Source organism: Flavobacterium sp. (assembly GCF_036741995.1).
GTDB lineage: Bacteria > Bacteroidota > Bacteroidia > Flavobacteriales > Flavobacteriaceae > Flavobacterium.
In genome coordinates this window covers 1-24,642 of record NZ_DAINRG010000034.1, presented here as the reverse complement: position 1 = coordinate 24,642, position 24,642 = coordinate 1, and the positions used below count along the sequence as shown (strand labels likewise).

Genomic DNA, 24,642 nt, shown 5'->3' with positions numbered 1-24,642 from the left:
TCCCAACAAAACTGGGAGGCTTTTCTTTTATACAAAATGTATTTCGAAGTATATTGAGTATAAAATTATGATTTTGGCGTCACTACTGCATCAATCACATGAATCACACCGTTAGACTGGTTTACGTCGGCTATGGTTACTTTGGCACTTTTCCCATTTTCATCGGTGAGGTATAAGTCTTTGCCTTTCATCCAGGCGGTAAGTGTACCACCACTTACGGTTTTCAACGTGGCTTTTCCGCCTCCTTTTTTAATGGCTGCTGCAATATCAGACGCGTTCATTTTACCGGCTACTACGTGATAGGTCAAAATGGTTTGCAACAGTTTTTTATTTTCCGGTTTCAATAAAGTCTCTACCGTGCCTTTTGGCAATTTGTCGAATGCCGCATTGGTTGGTGCGAACACGGTAAATGGCCCTTTACCTTGCAGGGTTTCTACCAAATCGGCAGCTTTTACGGCGGCTACTAAAGTGGTGTGGTCTTTAGAGTTTACGGCATTTTCAATAATGTTTTTAGAAGGATACATGGGCGCACCACCAACGGTGACCGTTTTCTCTTTTTGGGCAAAAGCGGCAGTTCCTACTAATAGTGTTAGAGCAAAACAGGCGGATGTTAAAAAATTTCTCGTTTTCATAGTACTTTAGTTTTATGTTTTAAAAGTTATAACTCCATTTACGCCGACAACTGATTCTTGGTTTTTGAAAGGGTTTCTTTTTTTGGAAATTTTAACAGCTGTTGCAGGCTAATTAATCGCAATTTGCGAGCTGAGCTGTAAAATTATTTTGTACTTTAGAAGTAGTAATACCCAAGTTATCAATTCATTAAAACTGTAAAAAGATGCTTAGTAATAGATTGAATCTGGAAAAAGAATTACTTACTGAAAGAAAAAAATTCAAATCGGAAGCGGCCATTTTGGAAGAAGTGAGCGCCATTTTTGCCGAAAATGAAACAGAGCGCGGGGAAATTGTGACGACGTTGCAGCAAAAAAGTGAAACAAAAGTGAATGTTTTGCTGTTGGATTTACTGGAAACCGATAAGGTTTTTCATTTGGAACAAATCAAAACCATCTGCATTGACTACCGCCTGCGGTTTCTGGACAGTCATTTATTCAAAAACACCATACCCGAAGAAGCCATTTCGAAGATTAGAATGATGGAAAAAGAGCACAACACTATTTTGGGTGGGTTCAAAATCATTGCGCCCAGCAAGGCTTTTCATCTGTTGAATTACGATGATCCGTTGCTTTTTGTGCCCATTGGAAACGACTATTATTATTTGGTACACCAATGGGGAAAGGAAATCAACAGAACGCGCAAGTTGCTTGTGCTTCCGGTGAAGAACCTTTGGAATTTTACGTTGTTCAGTATTATTATCAGTTTAGGGATAACGTGGGTGCTTCCTACCAACAACTTGAGCAAATCGGTTCCCATGGCGCCTATTATTATTTTTTTGTTCAGCTTTAAATCCATCTTTGCGGTTTTTGCCTATTACTTTTTCATGATGGGGAAAAACTTCAATTCCGAAATTTGGCAGCGGCAGTACTATAACAATTAAACAAAAAAAAGTCCCGATTGCTCGGGACCTTTTGATTTATAAGAAGGGAGAAATTATTTTTTCTCTTTCTTTTCCATTTCTGCTTTTAATCCGGCAAGAATGTCATTGTTATCTCCTAAAGTGGAAGCAGGAGCATTGTTATTTGAAGCAACTGATTCAGCTACTGCTTTAACATTTTTCTCTTCTTCTTCTCTAAAGATAGCCGTGTGAGAAGCTACAACTCTTTTGAATTCTTTGTTGAATTCAATTACTTTGAAGTCAGCTGCCTCACCTTTTTTCAATTTCTTACCATCTTCTTTTTCTAAGTGACGCGTTGGAATAAATGCAACTACATCATCTCCGAAATCAACAGTAGCTCCTTTGTCAACAATCTCAGCGATAGTTCCGTTGTGGATAGTTCCAACCGCGAAAGCATCTTCATGTTTGTCCCAAGGATTAGCAGTAGTTTGTTTGTGACCTAACGATAATTTACGTCCGTCAACATCCAACTCTAATACTACTACATCTAATTTGTCACCTACGTTAACAAATTCTGATGGGTGTTTGATTTTCTTAGTCCAAGACAAGTCAGAGATATACACTAAACCGTCGATTCCTTCTTCTAACTCAACGAATATACCGAAGTTAGTAAAGTTTCTAACGATACCTGTGTGTTTAGAACCTACAGGATATTTAGAGGTAATGTCTGTCCATGGATCTTGTGTCATTTGTTTGATGCCTAAAGACATTTTTCTGTCATCTCTATCAAGAGTTAAGATAACTGCCTCAACAACATCACCCACTTTTACGAAATCCTGAGCCGAACGCAAGTGCGTAGACCATGACATTTCAGAAACGTGGATTAAACCTTCAACACCTTCAGCTACTTCAATGAAAGCACCGTAGTCAGCGATAACTACTACTTTACCTTTCACTTTATCTCCTACTGCTAATTTAGCATCAAGAGCATCCCATGGGTGAGCGTTTAATTGTTTTAAACCTAATTGGATTCTTGTTTTCTCATCATCGAAATCAAGGATAACAACGTTTAATTTTTGATCTAATTCAAGAACTTCGCTTGGGTGGTTGATTCTTGACCAAGAAAGGTCAGTAATGTGGATTAATCCGTCAACACCTCCAAGGTCAATGAACACACCATAAGAAGTAATGTTTTTAACCACACCTTCTAATACTTGTCCTTTTTCTAATTGACCAATGATTTCTTTTTTCTGAACTTCGATATCCGCTTCGATAAGCGCTTTGTGCGAAACAACAACGTTTTTAAATTCGTGATTAATTTTCACAACTTTAAATTCCATCATTTTGTTTACGTATACATCGTAATCACGGATTGGTTTCACATCAATTTGTGAACCTGGTAAGAAAGCTTCGATTCCGAAAACATCTACAATCATACCACCTTTAGTTCTACATTTCACAAAACCGGTAACAATTTCACCTGTTTCGTTAGCAGAAATAACTCTATCCCATGATTTGATAGTTCTTGCTTTTCTGTGTGATAATACTAATTGACCCGTTTTGTCTTCACGAACGTCGATTAATACTTCAACTTTGTCACCCACTTTTAAACTTGGGTTGTAACGGAATTCGTTTAATGAAATAACACCTTCCGATTTTGCATTGATGTCAACAATTGCGTCTCTGTCAGTAATTCTAACTACTACACCTTCTACTACTTCTTCCTGGTCTGTTGAAATGAACGTTTTAGTTACTAAATCTTCAAACTCCTGTAGGTTTTTGGCATCTACTGCGTCAATTCCTTCCGCGTAATTGTGCCAGTTAAAATCTGCTAAAAACTCTTGTTGATCTTTGTTTAATACAGCCATGCTGATAAAAAAATTTGTATGTTATGTTCTTTGAGTTTCTTACTGCGATTAAAAACACAACAGTGTTAGATTTAAATAGTTGAACCCTAATGGAAACTCTTCTTCGCCAAAAGGTGTGCAAAAGTAAGCATAAAATCTTAATTACAAAATATTTACAACTAGAAAAATCACCTTTTACCGTAATTTATTTTGAAGCGAAAGGCTTGGGCTTTAAAGGATTCCATTTTCCCGCTGTCCGTTATTGAAGTTTGCTAAAGCAAAAATACCTGACAGCCACTGGCTGTCCTCCTTTTAATTTCAAATCATCGGGGCTAGACAGAAATGGCATTGCATAAAAAACCCGATAATCAGGGAATTATCGGGTTTGAATTTTATTTTTTAATGGCTCACTTTGGCCACATCATTCGGATTATGTTTGTGTTTGAATAACACCGCAAAAGCAATCGCAATCACCAAAGCATAGCCGGCAAACGAAAGCCATATATGATGCCAGTCTCTAACACCGTCATACGTAAAGAATTTATCAATCACAATACCACTAAGTAAGCCGCCAAAGAAAGCACCAAAACCGTTTGACATCATCATAAACAATCCCTGAGCCGAAGAACGAATCTTAGAATCAGTAGTCGTTTCTACAAACAGCGAACCTGAGATGTTGAAAAAATCAAAGGCCATTCCGTAAACGATACATGACATAATAATCATCCACAATCCATCAGCAGGGTTTCCAAAGGCAAACAGGCCAAAACGCAATACCCAAGCCAACATCGAAATCAACATCACTTGTTTGATCCCAAATCGCTTTAAGAAGAAAGGAATCGCCAAAATAAATAAGGTCTCTGATATCTGTGAAATCGACATGATCAACGTGGATTTGGTCACAATAATGCTGTTAGCGTATTCCGGGATTTTTCCAAACTCTGATAAAAACACATCACCATACATATTGGTTAGTTGCAACGCACCACCCAAAAACATAGAGAACAAAAAGAACAAGGCCATTTTGTAGGTTCCAAATAATTTGAAAGCGTCCAATCCTAGTTTTTGAGCCAAAGTAGCATTCTCGGCAATCAACTTTTGTGGTGGGCATTTTGGCAAAGTGAAGGAATAGATTCCTAAGATGACCGCTGATATGGCAGAGATGTAAAACATATTCGCCGAAGCTTTATTTCCGGACAAGTTAGTTAACCACATGGCGGCAATAAATCCAATCGTTCCCCAAACTCTGATAGGTGGAAATACTTTTACCACATCAAAATTGTTATTCTTTAAAATATTATAAGCAACTGAATTTGACAATGAAATAGTAGGCATATAACACAACATGGCGGCAAAAATCACCCAGTAAAAAGTAGTCGGGTTATCGACCTGAGGGATATAAAGTAATGCTATCCCACCAAGGATATGCAAAATACCATAAAGTTTCTCGGCATTTATCCATTTATCTGCAATGATTCCGGTTATGGCCGGCATAATGATTGACGATATTCCCAATGTTGAAAAGATAGCTCCGAATTCGGCACCGCTCCACTGTTTGGTAGCAAACCAATAATTGCCCACGGTAATCAACCAGGCTCCCCAAACAAAAAATTGGAGAAAGCTCATCAATGTTAATCTCAATTTTATACTCATAAATAATAGTTTTTGGTTTAAAGAAAATAGCCCGTAAATCTACTATTATAATTGAGATAAACAAAAAATTACAACGATTTCGTCACTTCTTCTGCTAATTCTAAAACAGCGGCAAATTGCTCCTCCCGGGTGAGATGGGAATTATCAATTTCAACAGCATCGTCTGCTTTCCTTAGTGGGGAATCATCGCGGTGCGTATCTATGTAATCGCGCTCCTGAACATTTTGCAACACAGCTTCATAAGAAACATTTTCACCTTTGCCTTGCAACTCGTCATATCGACGTTGCGCACGGGTTTCCGGACTGGCGGTCATGAATACTTTCAGTTCGGCATCGGGAAAAACTACTGTGCCAATATCTCGTCCATCCATTACAATTCCTTTGTCTTGACCCATGGCTTTTTGTTGTTCAACCAATTTGGCTCTGACTTCAGAAACCTCAGCAATTTTGCTTACAAAGCTGGAAACTTCAATCGTTCTGATTTCTTTTTCTACATTAATTGTATTCAAATACATTTCGCCAAAACCCAAGTCGGGATTGAACTCAAAATGCAATTTTATATAAGGCAAGCTGTGAATCAAGGTTTCTTTATCAAAAAAATCGGCATCGATATACCCATTTTGCATGGCAAAAAGTGTTACCGCACGATACATAGCACCAGTATCGACATAAACATAGCCTAAATGTTTGGCCAATTCTTTGGCTAATGTGCTTTTTCCTGTGGAAGAAAATCCGTCAATGGCAATCGTAATTTTTTTCAAAACGTTAGTTATTTTATGTTTTATCTGTCTCCCGAAAAGTCAATAGTCAACCCAAACAAACTGGTATTGGCGGCTAAAGTGTATCGCGAATAAGAGTAATTAAATTTTAAATTGTTCACTTTCAATCCTATTCCGACAGAAATTCCGGAGAAATTTCGTTGTTCTAAGATACGTAATTCTTCGGCTCTTCTGAAGTTGTAGCCTAATCTTATATTAAAACCTTTGTCGGGAAACAACTCGGCACCCACAATCACGTGGCGCAAAGCGTTATTAAAAAAGGAAACTTTCTCGGGAGTTGAACCGCCATCCAACGAACCTTGTGCCCGGTTGGGATTAGAGAACGCCAATTGCCATTGCTGCATGTTTTCCATGGTTAAGTGCCAGCGAATGGGAACATTTTCCATCAATTGCGACACACCAATCATGACTTCTAAAGGCAATTTCTCACGGGTTTCGGCATAAGGCGTAATTTGGGTTCCGATATTTCGAATGACTAATGCCCAGTTCACATCATTACGCGTATCAATAAACAAAGCGCCAATATCAACCGCAGCGCCAAAAGAATTATAGGATTCCAATGTAGAGGATATTAATTTGGCATTGGCACCAATATAAAAATCAGAGAACGGAATATTATAAGCATAACCAAAAGTCAATGCTGTTTCACTCCCGGTAAAACTGGATGTTTTTTGACCATTCTCGTCATACCCATCAAATTTTCCGTAATTCACATAGTTCACTCCGGCAAAAAAGGTTTGCACATGGCGATCATAGGTATAAGCATAAGCAGCCGTTCCATAAGTCACTTCGCCGAAATAACTTCCGTAATTCAAAGCCAAATGATTGTCCATTTCCGGGTTAATGGTAGCCGGATTGAAGTGAGCCTGATTGACATCGTTATCATAAAAAGTCAACACTTTCCCGCCCAACGCCGCTTGTCTTGGCGAAGTCACTAAGTTTAGAAATTGGTATACCGATTTTCCGCCAATTTGCCCAAAAGAGAGTAAATTAGTAAGGCAAAATGCAATACAAACTGTTTTTCTAAACATCAAAAAATGGCTTATGCTATATACTATAACGGAAATGCGAAGATATTATTTTATATGGTACGAAAAAAAGTTAAAAGAAAAAGGCATAAGCGTTATTTCACCTATGCCTTTGCTGTTTATTTCCTAGCCAAATTTTACAATTTCTTAGCGTTTTTTACTTTTTGATTCGTAAGTGCTACATCGATCACTTCGCTCATTTCTTTTACGTAGTGGAATGTCAGTCCGGCAATATATTCCGGTTTGATTTCATCTATATCACTTTTGTTTTCTTGGCATAAGATGATTTCTTTGATATTGGCTCTTTTGGCCGCTAAGATTTTCTCTTTAATGCCGCCTACCGGCAACACTTTTCCGCGGAGTGTAATTTCGCCAGTCATCGCTAGATTTTTCTTTACTTTTCTCTGTGTCAATAAAGACACTAAAGAAGTCAGCATGGCTATACCGGCACTTGGTCCGTCTTTTGGTGTTGCACCTTCCGGCACGTGCAGGTGTATGTTGTATTTGGCAATCATTTCGGCATCTAAACCAAAAATATCGGCATTGGCTTTGATATATTCTAACGCAATTGTTGCCGATTCTTTCATTACCGTTCCTAAATTTCCGGTCAAAGTCAGGTTTCCTTTTCCTTGCGAAATTAAAGCTTCAATGAATAATATATCACCACCCACAGAGGTCCAGGCTAAACCTGTAACTACTCCGGCTACGTCGTTACTTTCGGATTTGTCGCGTGCCAATTTGGGTGCCCCCAAAATTTTAACAATGTCTTCATCGGTAACTTTTACGTTGTACTCTTCTTCCATCGCTACTGATTTGGCAGCATTTCGGATGACTTGCGCAATCTTAGTTTCTAAACTTCGAACTCCCGATTCCCGGGTATATCCTTCTACGATTTTTTCTAATTGCCTTTTGCCAATTACTACATCCTTAGTCGTTAAACCGTGTTCTTTCAATTGCTTTGGCAATAAATGCTGGCGGGCAATTTCAATTTTTTCTTCAATGGTATAACCGGTCATTTTGATGACTTCCATTCTGTCTTTTAAAGCCGGCTGGATTGTTGCCATATTATTGGACGTTGCAATGAACATGACTTTCGATAAATCATAGCCCATTTCAAGGAAATTATCATAAAACTCATTGTTTTGTTCCGGATCCAAAACTTCCAATAAAGCCGAAGACGGATCGCCCTGATGACTGTTGGAAAGCTTATCAATTTCATCTAAAACAAAAACCGGATTGGAAGTTCCCGCTTTTTTCAAACTCTGAATAATTCTTCCCGGCATAGCGCCGATATAGGTTTTACGATGCCCACGAATTTCGGCTTCATCTCTTAAACCACCCAGCGAAATACGAACGTATTCTCTACCCAAAGCTTCTGCGATAGATTTACCTATAGAAGTTTTACCAACTCCCGGAGGCCCTGTCAGACAAAGGATTGGCGACTTCATGTCGTTTCGCAATTTCAGTACCGCTAAGTGCTCTATGATTCTTTTCTTTACATCTTCTAAACCGAAATGATCACGGTCTAATATTTTGACAGCGCGTTTTAAATCAAAATTGTCTTTGGTGAAATGATTCCAAGGCAATTCTAAAAACAGCTCTAAGTAGTTTCTTTGAATACCAAAATCAGGCGCTTGCGGATTCATGCGTTGCATTTTGGAGATTTCTTTCTCAAAATGTTTGGCCGTTTTATCGTCCCAAGTTTTGGTTTTGGCTTTTACCCGCATTTCTTCAATTTCCTGCTCATACGAAACGCCACCCAATTCTTCCTGTATGGTTTTCATTTGTTGGTGCAAGAAATATTCGCGTTGTTGTTGGTCTAAATCGAAACGAACTTTAGATTGGATATCATTTTTCAATTCCAGTTTTTGCAACTCTACGTTCATGTAACGCAAGGTTTCCAACGCTCTTTCTTTTAAAACATTAATCATCAACAAATCCTGTTTTTCCTTAACCGTAAGGTTCATATTGGAAGAAATGAAGTTGATTAAGAAAGATTGACTTTCTATATTTTTAATGGCAAAAGTAGCTTCGGTTGGAATATTGGGACTTTCCTTAATAATCTCAATAGCCAGTTCTCTCATAGAATCAATTATGGCTTGAAATTCGGTATCGTGAGTTCCGGGACGTTTTTCATCTACTTCTTTGATGCTCGCTTTTAAATAAGGCAATTCAGAAGTTACAGCATCAATGGCGAAACGTTTTTTCCCTTGAAGGATAACCGTAACATTTCCATCGGGCATTTTGAGCACGCGGAGAATCTGCGCTACGGTTCCAACGGTATAGATATCATTTTTGGTAGGATCTTCGTCTTCCTCGTTTTTTTGAGCGACAACACCAATGATTTTGTTTCCGGCATTGGCATCGTTAATCAGTTTTATTGATTTATCTCTTCCTGCCGAGATAGGAATAACTACTCCCGGGAAAAGCACCGTGTTGCGTAAAGGTAAAATAGGCAAAGAACTGGGTAGTTCTTCTTTATTCATTTCTTCTTCGTCTTCGGGTGTTAAAAGAGGAATTAAATCGGTCTCTGTATCGAATTCCTGAAGTGACAGATTGTCAAAAGATAAAATATTGCGATTTGGCATAGTGTTTAATTAAGTCAAAATGACATTAGAAATTAGGCGATGCTACACAAATGTAGGACAACTTTTTCAACAAATAAAGTAAAATCGATGTACCGCATTTGAAATGGCATAAAATCGATATAAAAACGAATATTACCGATTAGGGTTGTAATATGACAAGGATTATGCCACAAAAAAATCCGCCGAAATGGCGGATTTAGTATTTTATTTTCAGCTAAAGTTAGTATCCTGCATCAAATGATCCTTCCGTAATTGGAGTTGTTGTTGTTCCATCCGAACCTACAAAACTAAAGGTTCCCTTTATTCTATCAGCCGTTTTGCTGATTATGGTAACCGAACCTGAAACGGAATCAAAATCGGTTCCGTCTACACTATAAACTCCTTGTGCCGAATCAACAGCGACATTACCGGTAATTTGATAAGTTCCCGGAGTCACATCGCTTTTAACGGATACCGTAATCGAGTTAGTGCTAGCGTCTTCAGCGGCAATGCTTAACCATTCCTGACCAGTTCCTGCTGTAAAGGTAGCCGTTAAAATATCGGTATCTACAAATTCTGTCCCATTCACTTTAGCAAAAAAAGTATCGCCTGTTTGTTGTTGAACTATGTATGGAATATTTTGAAATTCCCCATTGGTAAATAGTATCGGAAGTATAGAGGTAACGGTATCATCAGACCAATAGCCTTTGTAATGAAACGTTCCGGAAATGGTATGATTCACAGTATCTATATTACTTATTGTAATTGAACCGGTATCCTCACTAGGATTATCCGTATTATTTGACCAATATCCATAATCCGTGTTGGCTGGTGTAAAGGCAAGTAAGTTAGTATTGGCTGGATAGGTTCCTACAGCTGTACCTTCAACTAAGAAAGCGAATCCTTCTCCATTAGGTTTACCGGCGGAAATCTGAAGGTAATTCCCTTCCAGCACTGCGATAGACGTTGTGGCTACCCAAGTACTACCACTAAAATCTGCTTTGAAAACGGCAGGCCCTGTCGGCGGTGTGTTAAAATCATCCAGATTCAAAGCACCATCAATAGGCTCATTCTCACATGAAGTGAAAGTGAAAGCCGTAAACATTAACAATAATCCGGCTAGAAGTTTTATGTTTTTCATAATCATTTTTATAAATAAAGTCCAAATATAATTTTTTTTGCCTTTATGTCAAGGATTTTTTTGGGATTCTCAACAATAATAATAAACCGGTTAAGAAAAAGATTCCCAAAAATACAATCGCAAATCTCGGACTACCAGTAATTTGATCAATCAGTCCATACACCATCATCCCGATTACGATTCCGATTTTTTCGGAAACATCATAAAAACTGAAAAAGGAAGCCGTATCTTCTGTTTCGGGTAAAAACTTCGAATACGTTGATCTGCCCAGAGATTGAATTCCTCCCATGACCAATCCGACTAAACTTGCCATAATGTAAAAATCATTGGGTGTGGTAATAAAATAGGCGAAGCCACATAGCAGTAACCAAAAGGCATTCAACACAATCAGCACTTTCACATTACCAAATATGGCGGAAGCTCTTGAGGTCAACATTGCCCCTGCAATAGCTATTAATTGAATTAAGAGGATGCATGTTATTAATCCTATTTGACTTTCCTCAGGACTACTCCATTGAATTTCCTGTGCTCCAAAATAAGTGGCCACTAACATTACGGTTTGTACCGCCATACTGAATACAAAGAAACTCACTAAATATCTTTTCAGCGGAATTTCCGATTGGAGCATTTTCCAAACTTTCTTTAACTCTCTGAAACCATTGAATATTACAGAAAAGCTGACTTTTTGTTTATTGGAATTTCCTTTGGGTAAATAATAATAAGTGTATTTACTAAAAATTATCCACCAAATACCCACCATAGCAAACGAATACCGCATGGCTTTTATGGAAGCCGGATTTCCGATGCTATCGGTTATATGAAAAACTTTCGGCTTCATAATCATGGCCAAATTGACTATCAACAATAAAACACTTCCAATATAGCCCAAAGAATAGCCTTTCGCACTTACTTTATCCTGTTGCTCCGGGAAAGCAATATCCGGTAAATAGGAATTGTAAAAAACCAAACTTCCCCAAAAACCGATTAACCCAAAAAAGTAAAATGTCAATCCGAGCAAGATATTATTCAAATCAAAAAAATACAAACCAATGCACGATAAGGCTCCAATGTAATTGAAGACGCGCATAAAGATTTTTTTGTTTCCCATATAATCCGCAATTCCGGAAAGCAATGGGGAAAAGATAGCTACACACAGGAAAGCCGCCGCCGTTACAAAACTAATCAGTGCCGAGTTTTTGAAATTGTGTCCCAAAACAACAATATAAGGATTTGCTTTGGGAAACAAAGCATTATAAAAAATCGGGAAAACTGCCGAAGCAATCACTAAACTGTAAACCGAGTTGGCCCAATCATAGAAAGCCCAGGCGTTGAGTAATTTTGGATGACCTTTTGGAAGTATTGGCATAAAACTGTTTTTAAAATAAAAAATCCCGCCAGGCGGGATTCAAATATAATCATTTTTGCTATTTAAAATAAACTCCAAATTTGGCGGCTTCTGCTTTGGCTACCGGAACCAGTCTCTTTAAATTGGCAATCCTGGTGGCATCAGAAGGGTGAGTGCTCATGAATTCAGGCGGTGCCTTTCCTGCTGATACGGCTGACATTCTTGACCAAAAAACTACTGCTTCTTCAGGATTATAGCCTGCAATGGCCATTAGTGTTAAACCAATCTGATCCGCTTCGCTTTCATGACTTCTGCTAAAGGGTAACATACCCCCAATTTCTGTGGTGGCTCCATAAGCGGTCATGGCTATTTGTTGGGTTTCTGCACTTTTATTGCCGGTAGCAGCAACCACACCAACAGCTCCAAGCTGTTGAAGCATTCCGGCGCTCATTCTTTGTTGTCCGTGATTGGCTAACGCATGGGACACTTCATGTCCTAACACAGTTGCCAAACCAGCATCATCTTTGGTAATAGGCAGTATTCCGGAATACACTACAATTTTACCACCCGGCATACACCAAGCGTTTACTTCTTTGCTATCCACTAAATTATATTCCCATTTATAATCTTTCAAATAGCCTTGATACCCATTGGCATTCAGCCATTTCTCAGCAGCATTTTTGATTTTAGTTCCAACAGTTACTACTTTATTAGCATCTGATGTTCCTGAAATAACCTTATTCTCTTTTAAGAATGTTCCGTATTGAGCGAAAGCTGATGGTAAAATTTCACTATTCGGAACTAAAGCTAAAGTGTTTTTTCCGGTAAAAGGGTTTTTGGCACAAGAAAATACCAAGAGTACCGCTAACGATACACACAATAAGATACCTTTTTTCATAATTCTATAATTTGAATCACAAATTTACACAATCTATCCTCAAAATACTTATATAATTCCAATTACAAATTATATAATCTACGTTCCAAAAATGTGCAATTCCGTAAAATCTTTATCAATCAAAATGGAATTCTTTCCGTTGAATTGAATTTGTTCCAAAGGCATTTTTTCATTGTCAATCTCGATTTTCTTTACTTTAAACGGCAAGGAATTCAAGTTGATTTTGAATTTAGAATACTGTGTTTCAAAAGTTCCTTCGGTATGTTGCTGAATAATGAGTTCTTTTTCTTTCCCGTTCAGGTTAAACGTTCGCAGCGAAAAACGGCCTTTGTTATAATCATACCCATCCTGAGCATCTTCATACACGGTAGATTTTTCTTTGCCTAATTTGTAATACACATCCAAAATCAGTTCGTCAAACTGTAGTTCGCCCACATATTGCTGCACCGGATATTTGGGAATGATAGCACCTTCTTTGATGAAAATCGGAATTTGATCGAAATCCGTTTTTATCCAAAGTTCTCTTTTGCCCTCCATTAATTCGTTGGTCCAGAAATTATACCAATTGCCTTTTGGCAAATACATTCTACGTCCAAGAGCATTTGGTTCTAATATTGGGCAAACCAAAATCTGGTTTCCAAAAATAAACTCATCGGTTCTGTAATGCGTGTGGAAATCGTCTTGGTCAAAATACACTAACGGTTTTAGCATCGGCGTTCCCTCGTTGACATACTGCCAAAACATGGTGTACAAATAAGGCAGCAATTGGTAACGCAATTCCACAAATTTTCTGGTGATGTCAATAACTTCTTCGCCAAATGACCAAGGTTCCTGTTCGCCGTGATCACCCGAGGAGTGCGTTCTGCAGAACGGATGAAAAACGCCCAACTGGATCCAGCGCGCATACAATTCCCCCGAAGGTTGCTCGGCAAAACCACCAATATCAGAACCGGTAAAGCCCATGCCGGAAATCGACATCCGTTGCATCTGAATATTGGCAATCCACAAATGTTCCCAGCTGGCTACATTATCGCCTGTCCAGGAAGAAGTATAACGCTGTGCTCCGGAATACGCGGAACGCGTGATGATGAACGGTCTTTTCGGATACGCAAAACGCTTTACGCCTTCATAAGTCGCGCGGGCCATTTGGGTACCGTAAATATTGTGTGCTTTTCGGTGGCTGCAAGGATTTCCGTCATAGTCGTGACGCACATCATACGGGAACGTTTTCCCGGGAACATCCATCACAGCCGGTTCGTTCATGTCGTTCCAAACGCCCTTCACGCCTATTTCCGAAATTAATTCTTTGAACAAGCCTGCCCACCATTCTCTCACATCCGGGTTAGTATAATCGGGGAAGTTGCATTCGCCCGGCCATACTTTTCCTTTCATAAACGGTCCATCGGCACGTTTGCAGAAATAATCATTCTTTAAGGCTTCTTGGTAAACCCAATAATCTTTGTCTATTTTAATTCCCGGATCAATGATGACCACGGTTTTGAAACCATCTTTGGCCAATTCGGCTACCATTCGTTTGGGTTCCGGAAAATACTCCTTGCTCCAGGTAAAACAACGAAAGCCTTCCATATAATCGATGTCTAAATAAATCGCATCACAAGGAATGCGCAGCTCTCTGAATTTAGAGGTCACTTCTTTTACTTTGCTCTCCGGATAATAACTCCATTTACACTGATGATAGCCCAAAGTCCACATCGGCGGCAATTCCGGTTTTCCGGTTAAATGGGTATAATTAATCACCACATCGCTCATCTTTGGACCATAGAAGAAATAATAATTCATCTCCCCACCTTCTGCCCAAAAACTGGTTACGTTTCTTCTTTCATGACAAAAATCAAAATAGGTTCTGAAAGTATTGTCAAAGAAAATCCCGTACGCTTTGTTGTGATGCAAACCAATGTAGAAAGGAACTACTTTGTACAGCGGTTCCTGGTCTTTGTGAAACGCATATTGGTCGGTGGCCCAGTTTTCAACGCGTTTTCCTTTTAAATTCAAATGCGTGGGTTTGTCACCCATGCCGTAAAAACTTTCGCCGTCTTTTGAGACTTTACTCATCTTTACAATATTCCCGCCGTGCTCGTAACATTCTTCCCAATGGAACCCGATTTCGTCTTCCAAAATCGTAAAACCGTCTATGTCATGAATGGAAATTTTTAAATCTTTTTTATTGATTTTGCAAAATACTTTGCTGGTTTTAATCAAATAATAATGACTCTCTTCAACCACTTCCAGTTGATTGTATCCATGCGATTGCGTTTTATCAATAGCATAAGAAAAGTCATTGCTGAAGTAGCCTTTGGTAGTATATCGGAAGCGAATTAAGCTGTCTCTGAGGATGGTGATTTTTAGAATAACATTGTTATTCGTATGGAAATAAATGCTGTCAACGTCTTTTTCAAAAGAAACAATTTTGGATGGAAATTGATCGCCTTTGTGCTCTAGTTCTTGGTTGGTAATCATATAGATTGGTTTGTGTCGATGGTCAAATTTACGAAGATGGCAACGATAATTTTACATCTTGGTAAAGTAGTTTTTAACTATAACGTTTGCGGATAAGGATAACTAAAAAAAGAAGCTAACTTCCTTAATTTGAAAGTTAACTTCTCTTTTATGGAAAATACTAATTTTTACGAAATCTTATACACCGAAACTCCTAAAGGTGGCAGCACCAATTCAGCCGAATACTCTTTATAGTTCCATGGTGCTTTGTCAATTTTGATGGGTTTGGTCATTACCACACCGCTTCCTCCGTATTCTGTAGCATCTGAGTTGAAGATTTGTGTCAATTTGCCTTTGGTTGGCAACCCAATTCTGTAATTTTCTCTCACTACCGGAGTGAAATTAGCCACTACAATCAGGTTTTCTTTTTCGTTATTTCCTTTGCGGATGTAGCTCAACACCGCATTTTCACTATCGGAATAATTAATCCACTCAAAACCATCTGCGTGGAATTGCTTTTCATACAGCGCCGGATTGTTTTTGTATAGTGCATTCAAATCGGTGATGCATTTTTTGATGCCATCGTGGTAACCAAATTGTAGCAAATGCCAATCTAAACTCCCTTCAAAAGCCCACTCGCTGCTTTGGCCAAACTCGGCACCCATAAACAACAAATTCGTCCCGGGGTGCGTAAACATATACCCATACAGCAAACGAAGATTGGCAAATTTCTGCCATTCGTCGCCCGGCATTCGGCCCAAAATAGAGTGCTTGCCATACACTACTTCGTCGTGTGACAAAGGCAGCATAAAGTTTTCGGTAAAGGCATACGTCATCGAAAACGTCAAATCATTTTGGTGAAAACGTCGGTAAATCGGTTCTTTTTTGAAATATTGTAAGGTGTCGTGCATCCAGCCCATCATCCATTTCATGCCAAAGCCCAAACCGCCAATAAACGTTGGTCGTGACACCATCGGAAAACTGGTGCTTTCCTCCGCTATCGTTTGTACATCCGGGAAATCAGCATAGACCGCTTCGTTAAAATCTTTTAGGAAACTGATGGTGTCTAAGTTCTCTCTGCCGCCGTAAATGTTCGGTTCCCATTCGCCTTCTTTTCTGGAGTAATCCAGGTACAACATCGAAGCCACTGCATCAACCCGCAGTCCGTCAACATGGTATTGGTGCAACCAAAAAATGGCATTGCTTATCAGGAACGAACGCACTTCATTGCGCCCATAGTTGAACACTAAACTTTTCCAATCCGGGTGAAATCCTTTTCGTCTGTCGGGATGCTCGTATAAATTGGAGCCATCAAAAAAGCCCAAACCATGAGCATCTTCCGGGAAATGCGATGGTACCCAATCCAAAATCACTCCGATTCCGGCTTGGTGTAATTTATCGACCAAGACCATAAAATCCTGTGGTTTTCCAAATCGGGACGTTGGTGCAAAATACCCCACCAACTGATAGCCCCAGGAAGGATCATACGGATATTCCATCACCGGCATGAACTCCACGTGAGTGAAGCCTGTTTCTTTGACATAGTCCACCAATTGGTCCGCCATTTCCAGATACGTCAGGAAGTTGCCTTCACTGTTTCTGCGCCACGAACCCAAATGCACTTCATACACCGAAAACGGTTTGTCCAAGCCGTTTTTGTCTTTTCGGGTGTCCATCCATTTTTTATCTTTCCATTTATAGTCTAAGTCCCAAATGACCGAAGCCGTTTGTGGCGGATGCTCACAATACAAAGCAAACGGATCCGCTTTCTCAGTGATTATCCCGCCATTGTTGGACTGTATTTTATATTTATAGGTTGTGCCTTTATCCACACCGGGAATAAAACCTTCCCAAATGCCTGAGCTGTCCCAACGCACATTGAGCAGATGCTCGCCCTGAATCCAATAATTGAAATCGCCCACCACGGAAACAGAACGCGCCGATGGAGCCCAAACCGCAAAGTAAACGCCTTTCACGCCATTCACTTCGGTGAGGTGGGCACCCAGTTTTTCATAGAGTCGGAAATGTTTTCCTGCCTTAAATAAATCGATGTCAAAATCGGTAAAAAGCGAATGTACTTGTACTTGGTTCATCTTATTTTTGTTGTGTTTTTTATATTTTTTTGTATTCTACCCTAACATCATTATGCATCCCTGACAAGTTATTCCAATAACCATTATCTAATTTCAAGCTACAAATTATGTCTTTTTCAATAAAAACTGCATCATCTATGCTTTTATTACCGTACGAACTCAATTTGAACAGCATATCTTTAGTTATTGGGTTAAAATAAAAATCTGAAATATAGTATTTCATTTTTCTTGAAGCATTTTCAACAATATAATAATCTTTATCAATAATATAAATTTGTGACTCATCACTTTTACTAACTACTGAGCCTGTCGATGTTGTTTCCTGATAATGTCGAATTAATCTCCAATCACCATTTAACAGAGTTGCGTTATTAATTGAGTTCAACTTATCCTCTAAATTACTTATTTGTAAAAGCAAATCATCTTTCAAAAGTTTAGTTTTCCATTTTTTTCCAAAAAGAATAGCTTTTTTATTCATCAAATCAACAAACTCCTTAAAATATGGCATCCCAAAAGTATAAATAACCGCCAATAATATTGGCCATTTCATAGACCAACACTTGGTATCTAACTGATGCTGAACAAACTCAAAAACCGATTTAAAACCTTCGGCTTTGAATTGTGTTTTATCATACCATAATAAAGCAATAGTAATCTCCCAATTATAAACCAACCACGAAACAATAAAGGAAAATATCAATGGATTTGATAATCGCTCTTTTATACTATTTAAAATCTCTGAAACTTTTTCCATTTATTATTTTTAATTAAAAAAACAAGCGCAAATCCAATGATTTGCGCCGTTCAAATTCCTTTTAAGGCGTTGGTGCAGTACCACCACTTTGTTTCGGAGCACGCATTCGGGCCACTATTTTAGTCAGGTTGTACTGGTCTTCATACACCGTACCCTTAAACAGCAGCTTACCCTTTTCGCCAATAGTCTTTGCATAATCATACAAAGCCTTATACTCCGTTTTGTTGTGATTTACCAACTGCTTTCGGGCATCCAAAACACTATTTTGCAAAGCATTCTTAGCACTCATACTCTCTCGGTGAGCTTCCAGTTTAGCCGGATAATCCGTTAACATTCCTTCAGCTTCCAAGTCCGCTTGGTGTGCTTCAACATACTGTTTTACATCTTTCATCTGCAACAAAGCACCTTCAATATTGCCTCGCGAAAGATTCTTTTTCAACTGCGTAACAGCATCCGTTGGTAATCCGGCATCTTTCAGATAGGAATTCAGAAAATTCAATTCCTTGTTCACCACATCTGCCTCAGCATAAAGCTGCGCCGTAGCCTTCTTTTGGTCTTCAGTCAATTTTAACGTTCCTTCCAACGCTTTAACCGCACCTAATTTCGTTTGAAATGCCGTTAGATACTCAGCATTCAATTTCGGAAATCGCACCGCGATAGCCGCTTGATCCCTAACAAAGCTCGTCATTAGGAAATCACCAAGAGGAGTATACTCCTCAAATCTGACATTTAGTCCCATATAAAAAACAATTAAAAATTAACACAATAGGCTTGTGGTATTTTAATTGTCATCCATCTCTAATTATTTTTTATAATGATAACGACTCCATAAAGCTAATAAAAAAGTAAGTAATAATTCACAATAATCGTCACTTTTTTAAATTACATCGTCTGTCAAAGCATCTACATGGTATTTCAATTTACCTAAATCGGCTATCAAACTATCTAAGTCGTCTGTCATTCTGCCTACCTAGGCTATCAAACATCCAACATCGTCTGTCAGAGTACCTACACTAACTGTCAAAGAACCTATATTGTCTTTTGGTTTATCTACATCGGCTATTATTGAACCTACAAACCATAACTCATAACTCCCTACGCCTTAAACTCCATTATACTCGAAATCCCGGTCAACGGAATCACCGCCCAGCGGGGTCTGGAGTTGAGTTCGTAGCCCAGTTCGTAAACCGCTTTTTCCAGTATGCAGTATTTCAACAGGAAGTCGATTTCTTTTCGGTAACCAATGTTCAGGTTGCCGGCTTGCGCGACTTCGGTGTAGGTTTGCAGAAACACGCCCACGAAATACTTGAACAGGATTTCACCGGCCTGAAACAACTCTTTTTGCTCATAAGGATACTTGTCCTTGTTGTTAAAAATCGTCGCATAAATCGAGTAATGGAACGAACGGAACATACCGGCCACGTCTTTCAGCGGGGGTTGTTTTACCTTTCGGTCGCGGATGGTACTTTCGGGTTCGCCTTCAAAATCGAGCAAATAAAAATCATCGCCATTAACCAAAACCTGCCCCAAATGGTAATCACCGTGAATGCGGATGCGCTCTGATTTCATTTTGGTCCAGTCGAAATCGAGGAACAGTTTTCTGATTTCTTTTTTATTGTCGAGGAATTGGTTGGCCAATTCAAGTGCCAAACCATCCAGTTTGTGCAAATTATTTTCCAAAATATTCAATCGGTTTTGAAACTGATAGGTCAAACGGTTTTTCAGCCAAACAGTGTAATCGCCGTTGTACGTCGTTGGTGTAAAAGCCGTATCGCGTATGTCGCCGCCCAGGGCAATGTGCATTTCGGCTGTTCGGGTGGCCAAGGTGTGAATGCGCATGAAAATACTCAACCCCGCCCAATCGATGATTTCGTGAGGCACTTCATTAATCTTCAATCGCTTGAACAATTCGATGTCCGGTAGCTTGGCAATTTTGATTTTTTTGTGTTTCAGATTGTCAAAGATTCTATCAACTTCTTCCAGCATAAACTGCCAGGCATCGCCTTGATTGGGTACCAATTCCTGCATTAAGCCCAATGTGATATTGCCTTCAGACAAAACCACGCTGATGCTTCCGGTATAGGCCGGCGAGTGTTGAAAATCCATTGTCTCGGTCAAAAACCGGCTGATTTCATAATCGGGATTCATGCTGATGTAGATTCTTCTGAAGATTTTCAGCACCAGTGAATTGTTATAAATAATAGAAGTATTGCTTTGCTCCACGCCCATGAATTTGGACGTTTTGTATTCTTTGTCTTCGAGTTTTTCACCTTTGTGAAATTTGACTTTATCGTCTTTCCCGGCAGAACTTACTATTTTATCAAATAATAATTTTCGGAAATCTTCCTGATGCAGCGCATCGACCAAGAAGCCTTCCTGACCGTGCATTTTCACCGGAGCAATGATGGTATTCGTGTCTAATTCGTCTTCCGACATGAATGAAATGGGCATAAAATAATGCTGATAAAAAGCCTCTTTGAAATTCACTTCCAGCAAAACACCATAATACGTATTCTTCTTCGAAGTGATTTTGAACCAATCCACTACTTCGATATACTTTAGCGTGCTGGCTTTTCCGCCATACCATCGTTTGTTGATGATATAGTTTTCCAAAATATCCGACGAAAAAACCTTTACAAAGTCTTCGTCTTCAAAGGCATTCTTCCAGTCTGTTTTAAAAACAAACGGGTTTTGAAATTCATCTTCATTAATTTTAGCATCAATCATTATTTCTGAATTTTAAATAAATGAAAAGGCAGGGAGGGATGCAACTCAACATAGTTCCACTCTTTATCCCAAATATAACTGTTACCGGTAATCAGTTCAATCACTCTGATAGGTTGACCTGCTTGAATTCCCAGTGCTTTCAAAGGCAACTGAACCCAGGCCTGTTTCATATAATACGGATCGATACTGCATATCATCAGCGTTTCGTCCAATCGGTCATCGTCGTATTTGTAATACGCCAGGACTTGGTCATTATCGGTATTACAAAACTGTATGTTGTTCGTTTGTTGCAACGATGGTTGCTCGTGTCGAATTCTATTTAATCGCGTAATCAGTGTAATCAATTTGTTTTGCACGGTCCAATCCCAAGTATAAAACTCATACTTTTCCGAATTGAAATATTCTTCTTTGCCCGGCATCGCTTCGGATATCATGTATTCATACACCGGCCCATAAATCCCAATGCTCGAACTCAACGTAGCGGCTAAGAAATATTTGTGAAGGTACACACTTTCGTTCCCACTTTGCAACGCATACGGCAGAATATCAGGCGTGTTAGGCCAAAAGTTAGGACGGTAAAAATCACCCTGTTCGGTTTTGGTTAATTCTTCTACATATTCGATTAACTCGGCTTTGGTATTACGCCAGGCGAAATACGTATAGGATTGCGAGAACCCTTGTTTGGCTAATTCGTGCATGATTTTGGGACGTGTAAAAGCTTCCGCCAAAAACAACACATCGGGATGTTTTTTCTTGATTTCGGCAATGAGCCAACCCCAAAAATAAAACGGTTTCGTATGCGGATTATCCACTCTGAATACTTTAATATCGCACTCTTCTACCCAAAATAAAGCTACATCGAGTAATTCTTTCCAAAGGTTTTTCCAATCGCCACTTTCAAAGTAAATCGGCTGAATGTCCTGGTATTTCTTTGGTGGATTTTCGGCATATTGTACTGTTCCGTCCGGCCTCCATTTAAACCACTGTGGAAAATCTTTCACATACGGATGGTCTGGCGCCGCTTGTAACGCGTAATCCATCGCGACTTCAATTCCCATCTCTTTGGCTTTTTTTACCAACGATTTAAAATCATCAAGAGTTCCCAATTCGGGATGTATCGCTTTATGCCCACCGTGTTTTGAACCAATTCCCCAAGGCGAACCCACATCACCGGGCTGCGCATTGGTGGCATTGTTTTTTCCTTTTCGGTTTACTTCTCCAATCGGATGAATCGGTGGGAAATACAAAGTATCAAAGCCCATAGCCGAAACTCTTGGCAAAAGCTTTTCGCAGTCTTTAAACGTTCCGTGCTTCCCTTTTTCCTGAGAAGCCGAGCGCGGAAAGAATTCGTACCAAGTACTAAACAAGGCTTTCTTTCTATCAACATACACCTTTAATTCTGCAGAAGCATTGGCTAGTGTACGCGTTGGATATTTTTTGAAAATATGATGCAATTCTGAAGACAAAGCCATGGCAATCGCTTTATCATATTGTTTGGCATCCTGGAAAGCTTTGATGGCAGCAGTCAAATAAGCTTTTTCGTCTTTATCGGCTTCTTTCAAAATGGCCTGGCAATATTCAGCACCTTCCAAAAGTTCTGATTTCACGTGTTGGTTGTCCTGAATTTTTCGTTCGGTTCCGTGTTGCCAATTCAACGCATAATCAACCCAACCTTCCACAAAATAGGAATAAAAACCCTGTTTTTCTACTTTGAATTGAGCAATCCATTCATCATTCCCGGTTTCTGTCAATCGGACTTCCTGCCACTTTTTTTCCTTTTCCTGTTTGTATTTTACGCAACACTCCACTACATCGTGACCATCGGCGAAAACATTAGCTCTTACAGTAATCGTTTGACCAACAATTCGTTTAATAAAAAATGCCCCTCCATCTAATTGTGGCGTAACATTTTCAATAATTATTCGGGTTTGATTTTGCATTTTGAATTATATTTATGATGTTGAAATTTAAAAAAAAATATTTTAACTTATTGCTTGAGAAAAAATTTAGTGAAATGACAAAAAAATCCCAAATAAATACTCAATCATTGCAAATTCCGAGGCCAATTCTCTTAACGGCTAAATTATTACAAGCTATTTCTCCAAAACTGGTAACACTATTCGCCGCCAAATTATTTACTACGCCAATAAAACACAAAATTCCCAAGAGGGAATGGCAGATGGAAAATAAAAGCGTTAAAGAAAGAATTTTAATCCCAAGCCTCCAGAAAGAAATTCAGGTTTACCATTATGGGTCCGGAGCTAAAAAAGTCTTATTAGTTCATGGTTGGTCAGGGCGCGGCACCCAATTAGTAAAAATTGCAGATGAGTTACTTCAAATGGGCTACCAAATTATCAGTTTTGATGCGCCGGCACATGGCAAATCGCAAGGAAAAACCACGCTAATGCCTGAATTTATTGCCTCTATTCTTGAACTCGAAAAACAATTCGGTCCATTTGAATTTGCGGTTGGACATTCTTTAGGCGGTATGTCCATTTTAAATGCAATCAAACAAAATCTAAGCGTAAAAAAAGCGGTAATCATAGGCAGCGGCGATATCATCCAGGACATCATCAATGATTTTATAAACAAACTGCAATTGAAACCTAGTATCGCTATCCTTTTAAAGGAACATTTTGAGAAAAAAAACGGTGTGTCAATGGAAAGCTATGCCGGTCATATAGCAGCCAAAGAAGTCGCGATTCCTGTGCTGATTATACATGATAAAAATGATGAAGAAGTTCCTGTAAAAGCAGCTTACAACATCCATTCGCATCTTCAAAACAGTGAATTAATGATTACCGAAGGATTGGGTCATCGGAAAATATTAGGAGATCATAAAGTACTAAAAAAGTGTAACGAATTTTTAAATCAATAGTTATGAGTTTATTTGAAAACGAATCCGTTTGGGCCGAAAAACTGAACCCCATCATCAGCAAATACAAAGACAAAAAACATCCTTTAGACTACGAAAACCTATACCAATTGATGGTCATGGTCATTTTGTCAGCACAAGATTCGGATGCCAATATCAATAAAATAGCTCCGGCTTTATTCAAAGAGTATCCCAATTTAGAGGTACTATCAACAGCTACCTTTGACAAATTATTTCCGTTGGTGAGTAAAGTTCGAAACTTCAACACCAAAGCAAGCTGGTTAATCGAAATAGCCCAAACGCTAAAAACAGACAGCAATATTCCAACCAGTTTACCTGAATTAATCGCTTTAAAAGGAATCGGAAGAAAATCTGCCAATGTCATCATGCGCGAAATGAAAGCACCGGCTGAAGGCATCATTGCCGACTTACATGTTATACGTGTAGCACCCAGAATTGGCGTAATTAAGGAAGCCAAAGACGGCAATACCGTAGAAAAAAGGCTAATGGAAACCCTTCCAAAAGAAATTTGGGGCGAAATCGGTATGGCGATATCCTTTTTAGGAAGAGAAACCTGCCGCCCTACCAATCCAAAATGCCCGGAATGTCCAATTCAAAATGATTGTCACTATCCATTAAAAACCATTTAAAATAATCTGGGCGTGTCCCTACGGGCCGGGCTGTCCGGGCTACACGGTAGTCCCTCCCATCCCTCACGCGATACTCACAAAAGGTAAACCCATCTTTCCAAAACCATATAAAACAAAAAACCCTATCCAAATAAATGAATAGGGTTTGCTTCGCCAGTTCGCTATCGCTCGGGTCTAAAAAAAGATTTGATATTAAGAGGAGGACTGCCAGTGGCAGTCAGGTATAAAACAAAGAACCCCAATCTTTTCAGATTGGGGTTCCATAAAAAAAGGCAGCGACATACTCTCCCACATAACTGCAGTACCATCTGCGCAGTC

18 protein-coding genes are annotated in these 24,642 nt (G+C 39.1%); 3 read left to right on the top strand and 15 right to left on the bottom strand.

Translation table 11 applies throughout. The annotated features are described in order from the left end of the window. Nucleotides 1-65 precede the first annotated feature (65 nt). Nucleotides 66-632 carry a fasciclin domain-containing protein gene (locus V7D82_RS10005; protein WP_333600839.1) on the bottom strand — a complete coding sequence of 189 codons (567 nt, stop codon included), beginning with the start codon at nucleotides 630-632 and terminating at the stop codon, nucleotides 66-68. A gap of 203 nt (nucleotides 633-835) precedes the next feature. Here V7D82_RS10005 and V7D82_RS10000 point away from each other — a divergent pair, with 203 nt between their 5' ends. Then, complete coding sequence (locus V7D82_RS10000; RefSeq protein WP_333600838.1) at nucleotides 836-1,552, top strand: hypothetical protein; 717 nt, start codon at nucleotides 836-838, stop codon at nucleotides 1,550-1,552. A 53-nt stretch (nucleotides 1,553-1,605) separates the two neighbouring features. On the opposite strand, the gene rpsA is transcribed toward V7D82_RS10000, so the two are convergent. The 14 genes from rpsA to V7D82_RS09930 all read right to left on the bottom strand — a co-directional run bounded on the left by rpsA (nucleotide 1,606) and on the right by V7D82_RS09930 (nucleotide 22,739). Beyond that, nucleotides 1,606-3,378, bottom strand: a complete 1,773-nt coding sequence (gene rpsA / locus V7D82_RS09995; RefSeq protein ID WP_333600837.1) for a 30S ribosomal protein S1 — start codon at nucleotides 3,376-3,378, stop codon at nucleotides 1,606-1,608. A 378-nt stretch (nucleotides 3,379-3,756) separates the two neighbouring features. Beyond that, a complete protein-coding gene (locus V7D82_RS09990; protein WP_333600836.1) occupies nucleotides 3,757-5,010 on the bottom strand; it encodes a nucleoside permease in 1,254 nt (417 codons plus the stop codon). 68 nt (nucleotides 5,011-5,078) lie between these two features. Further along, nucleotides 5,079-5,771 (bottom strand): (d)CMP kinase, encoded by a 693-nt coding sequence (gene cmk, locus V7D82_RS09985; RefSeq protein ID WP_333600835.1) that lies wholly within the window; start codon nucleotides 5,769-5,771, stop codon nucleotides 5,079-5,081. A 20-nt stretch (nucleotides 5,772-5,791) separates the two neighbouring features. Beyond that, nucleotides 5,792-6,820: a type IX secretion system protein PorQ gene (gene porQ / locus V7D82_RS09980; protein ID WP_333600834.1), complete on the bottom strand. Its 1,029-nt coding sequence runs from the start codon at nucleotides 6,818-6,820 to the stop codon at nucleotides 5,792-5,794. Nucleotides 6,821-6,954: 134 nt separating this feature from the next. Next, complete coding sequence (gene lon / locus V7D82_RS09975; RefSeq protein WP_333600833.1) at nucleotides 6,955-9,405, bottom strand: endopeptidase La; 2,451 nt, start codon at nucleotides 9,403-9,405, stop codon at nucleotides 6,955-6,957. A gap of 220 nt (nucleotides 9,406-9,625) precedes the next feature. Further along, complete coding sequence (locus V7D82_RS09970; RefSeq protein WP_333600832.1) at nucleotides 9,626-10,525, bottom strand: DUF6252 family protein; 900 nt, start codon at nucleotides 10,523-10,525, stop codon at nucleotides 9,626-9,628. Nucleotides 10,526-10,568: 43 nt separating this feature from the next. Continuing rightward, nucleotides 10,569-11,891, bottom strand: a complete 1,323-nt coding sequence (locus V7D82_RS09965; protein WP_333600831.1) for an MFS transporter — start codon at nucleotides 11,889-11,891, stop codon at nucleotides 10,569-10,571. 58 nt (nucleotides 11,892-11,949) lie between these two features. After that, nucleotides 11,950-12,768 (bottom strand): M48 family metallopeptidase, encoded by an 819-nt coding sequence (locus tag V7D82_RS09960; RefSeq protein WP_333600830.1) that lies wholly within the window; start codon nucleotides 12,766-12,768, stop codon nucleotides 11,950-11,952. Nucleotides 12,769-12,846: 78 nt separating this feature from the next. Continuing rightward, nucleotides 12,847-15,246, bottom strand: coding sequence for a glycoside hydrolase family 31 protein (locus V7D82_RS09955; RefSeq protein WP_333600829.1), 2,400 nt, complete (start codon nucleotides 15,244-15,246; stop codon nucleotides 12,847-12,849). A 167-nt stretch (nucleotides 15,247-15,413) separates the two neighbouring features. Further along, entirely contained in the window at nucleotides 15,414-17,318 is a 1,905-nt protein-coding gene (gene glgB / locus V7D82_RS09950; protein ID WP_333600828.1) for a 1,4-alpha-glucan branching protein GlgB, read from the bottom strand. Between the two features lie 19 nt (nucleotides 17,319-17,337). Next, on the bottom strand, nucleotides 17,338-18,072 hold the full coding sequence (locus V7D82_RS09945; RefSeq protein ID WP_333600827.1) for a hypothetical protein: 735 nt from the start codon (nucleotides 18,070-18,072) through the stop codon (nucleotides 17,338-17,340). A gap of 61 nt (nucleotides 18,073-18,133) precedes the next feature. Beyond that, nucleotides 18,134-18,811: a hypothetical protein gene (locus V7D82_RS09940; RefSeq protein ID WP_333600826.1), complete on the bottom strand. Its 678-nt coding sequence runs from the start codon at nucleotides 18,809-18,811 to the stop codon at nucleotides 18,134-18,136. Nucleotides 18,812-19,167: 356 nt separating this feature from the next. Then, the gene (locus V7D82_RS09935; RefSeq protein ID WP_333600825.1) at nucleotides 19,168-20,799 is read right to left on the bottom strand and encodes a maltokinase N-terminal cap-like domain-containing protein; all 1,632 of its coding nucleotides are present in this window, start codon (nucleotides 20,797-20,799) and stop codon (nucleotides 19,168-19,170) included. Beyond that, nucleotides 20,799-22,739, bottom strand: coding sequence for an alpha-1,4-glucan--maltose-1-phosphate maltosyltransferase (locus tag V7D82_RS09930; protein ID WP_333600824.1), 1,941 nt, complete (start codon nucleotides 22,737-22,739; stop codon nucleotides 20,799-20,801). The genes V7D82_RS09935 and V7D82_RS09930 overlap by 1 nt, the downstream gene beginning before the upstream one ends. A 74-nt stretch (nucleotides 22,740-22,813) precedes the next feature. Here V7D82_RS09930 and V7D82_RS09925 point away from each other — a divergent pair, with 74 nt between their 5' ends. Together V7D82_RS09925 and V7D82_RS09920 are read left to right on the top strand one after the other, a co-directional pair. Then, a complete protein-coding gene (locus V7D82_RS09925; RefSeq protein ID WP_333600823.1) occupies nucleotides 22,814-23,677 on the top strand; it encodes an alpha/beta fold hydrolase in 864 nt (287 codons plus the stop codon). Between the two features lie 2 nt (nucleotides 23,678-23,679). Continuing rightward, nucleotides 23,680-24,324, top strand: a complete 645-nt coding sequence (locus tag V7D82_RS09920; RefSeq protein WP_333600822.1) for an endonuclease III domain-containing protein — start codon at nucleotides 23,680-23,682, stop codon at nucleotides 24,322-24,324. Nucleotides 24,325-24,642: the final 318 nt, after the last annotated feature.

What these genes read in the sequence shown, in the direction of transcription:
- V7D82_RS10005 (WP_333600839.1), bottom strand. Translation starts at nt 632, where the DNA reads ATGAAAACGAGAAATTTTTTAACATCCGCCTGTTTTGCTCTAACACTA.
- V7D82_RS10000 (WP_333600838.1), top strand. Translation starts at nt 836, where the DNA reads ATGCTTAGTAATAGATTGAATCTGGAAAAAGAATTACTTACTGAAAGA.
- rpsA (WP_333600837.1), bottom strand. Translation starts at nt 3,378, where the DNA reads ATGGCTGTATTAAACAAAGATCAACAAGAGTTTTTAGCAGATTTTAAC.
- V7D82_RS09990 (WP_333600836.1), bottom strand. Translation starts at nt 5,010, where the DNA reads ATGAGTATAAAATTGAGATTAACATTGATGAGCTTTCTCCAATTTTTT.
- porQ (WP_333600834.1), bottom strand. Translation starts at nt 6,820, where the DNA reads ATGTTTAGAAAAACAGTTTGTATTGCATTTTGCCTTACTAATTTACTC.
- lon (WP_333600833.1), bottom strand. Translation starts at nt 9,405, where the DNA reads ATGCCAAATCGCAATATTTTATCTTTTGACAATCTGTCACTTCAGGAA.
- V7D82_RS09970 (WP_333600832.1), bottom strand. Translation starts at nt 10,525, where the DNA reads ATGAAAAACATAAAACTTCTAGCCGGATTATTGTTAATGTTTACGGCT.
- V7D82_RS09965 (WP_333600831.1), bottom strand. Translation starts at nt 11,891, where the DNA reads ATGCCAATACTTCCAAAAGGTCATCCAAAATTACTCAACGCCTGGGCT.
- V7D82_RS09960 (WP_333600830.1), bottom strand. Translation starts at nt 12,768, where the DNA reads ATGAAAAAAGGTATCTTATTGTGTGTATCGTTAGCGGTACTCTTGGTA.
- V7D82_RS09955 (WP_333600829.1), bottom strand. Translation starts at nt 15,246, where the DNA reads ATGATTACCAACCAAGAACTAGAGCACAAAGGCGATCAATTTCCATCC.
- glgB (WP_333600828.1), bottom strand. Translation starts at nt 17,318, where the DNA reads ATGAACCAAGTACAAGTACATTCGCTTTTTACCGATTTTGACATCGAT.
- V7D82_RS09945 (WP_333600827.1), bottom strand. Translation starts at nt 18,072, where the DNA reads ATGGAAAAAGTTTCAGAGATTTTAAATAGTATAAAAGAGCGATTATCA.
- V7D82_RS09940 (WP_333600826.1), bottom strand. Translation starts at nt 18,811, where the DNA reads ATGGGACTAAATGTCAGATTTGAGGAGTATACTCCTCTTGGTGATTTC.
- V7D82_RS09935 (WP_333600825.1), bottom strand. Translation starts at nt 20,799, where the DNA reads ATGATTGATGCTAAAATTAATGAAGATGAATTTCAAAACCCGTTTGTT.
- V7D82_RS09930 (WP_333600824.1), bottom strand. Translation starts at nt 22,739, where the DNA reads ATGCAAAATCAAACCCGAATAATTATTGAAAATGTTACGCCACAATTA.
- V7D82_RS09925 (WP_333600823.1), top strand. Translation starts at nt 22,814, where the DNA reads ATGACAAAAAAATCCCAAATAAATACTCAATCATTGCAAATTCCGAGG.
- V7D82_RS09920 (WP_333600822.1), top strand. Translation starts at nt 23,680, where the DNA reads ATGAGTTTATTTGAAAACGAATCCGTTTGGGCCGAAAAACTGAACCCC.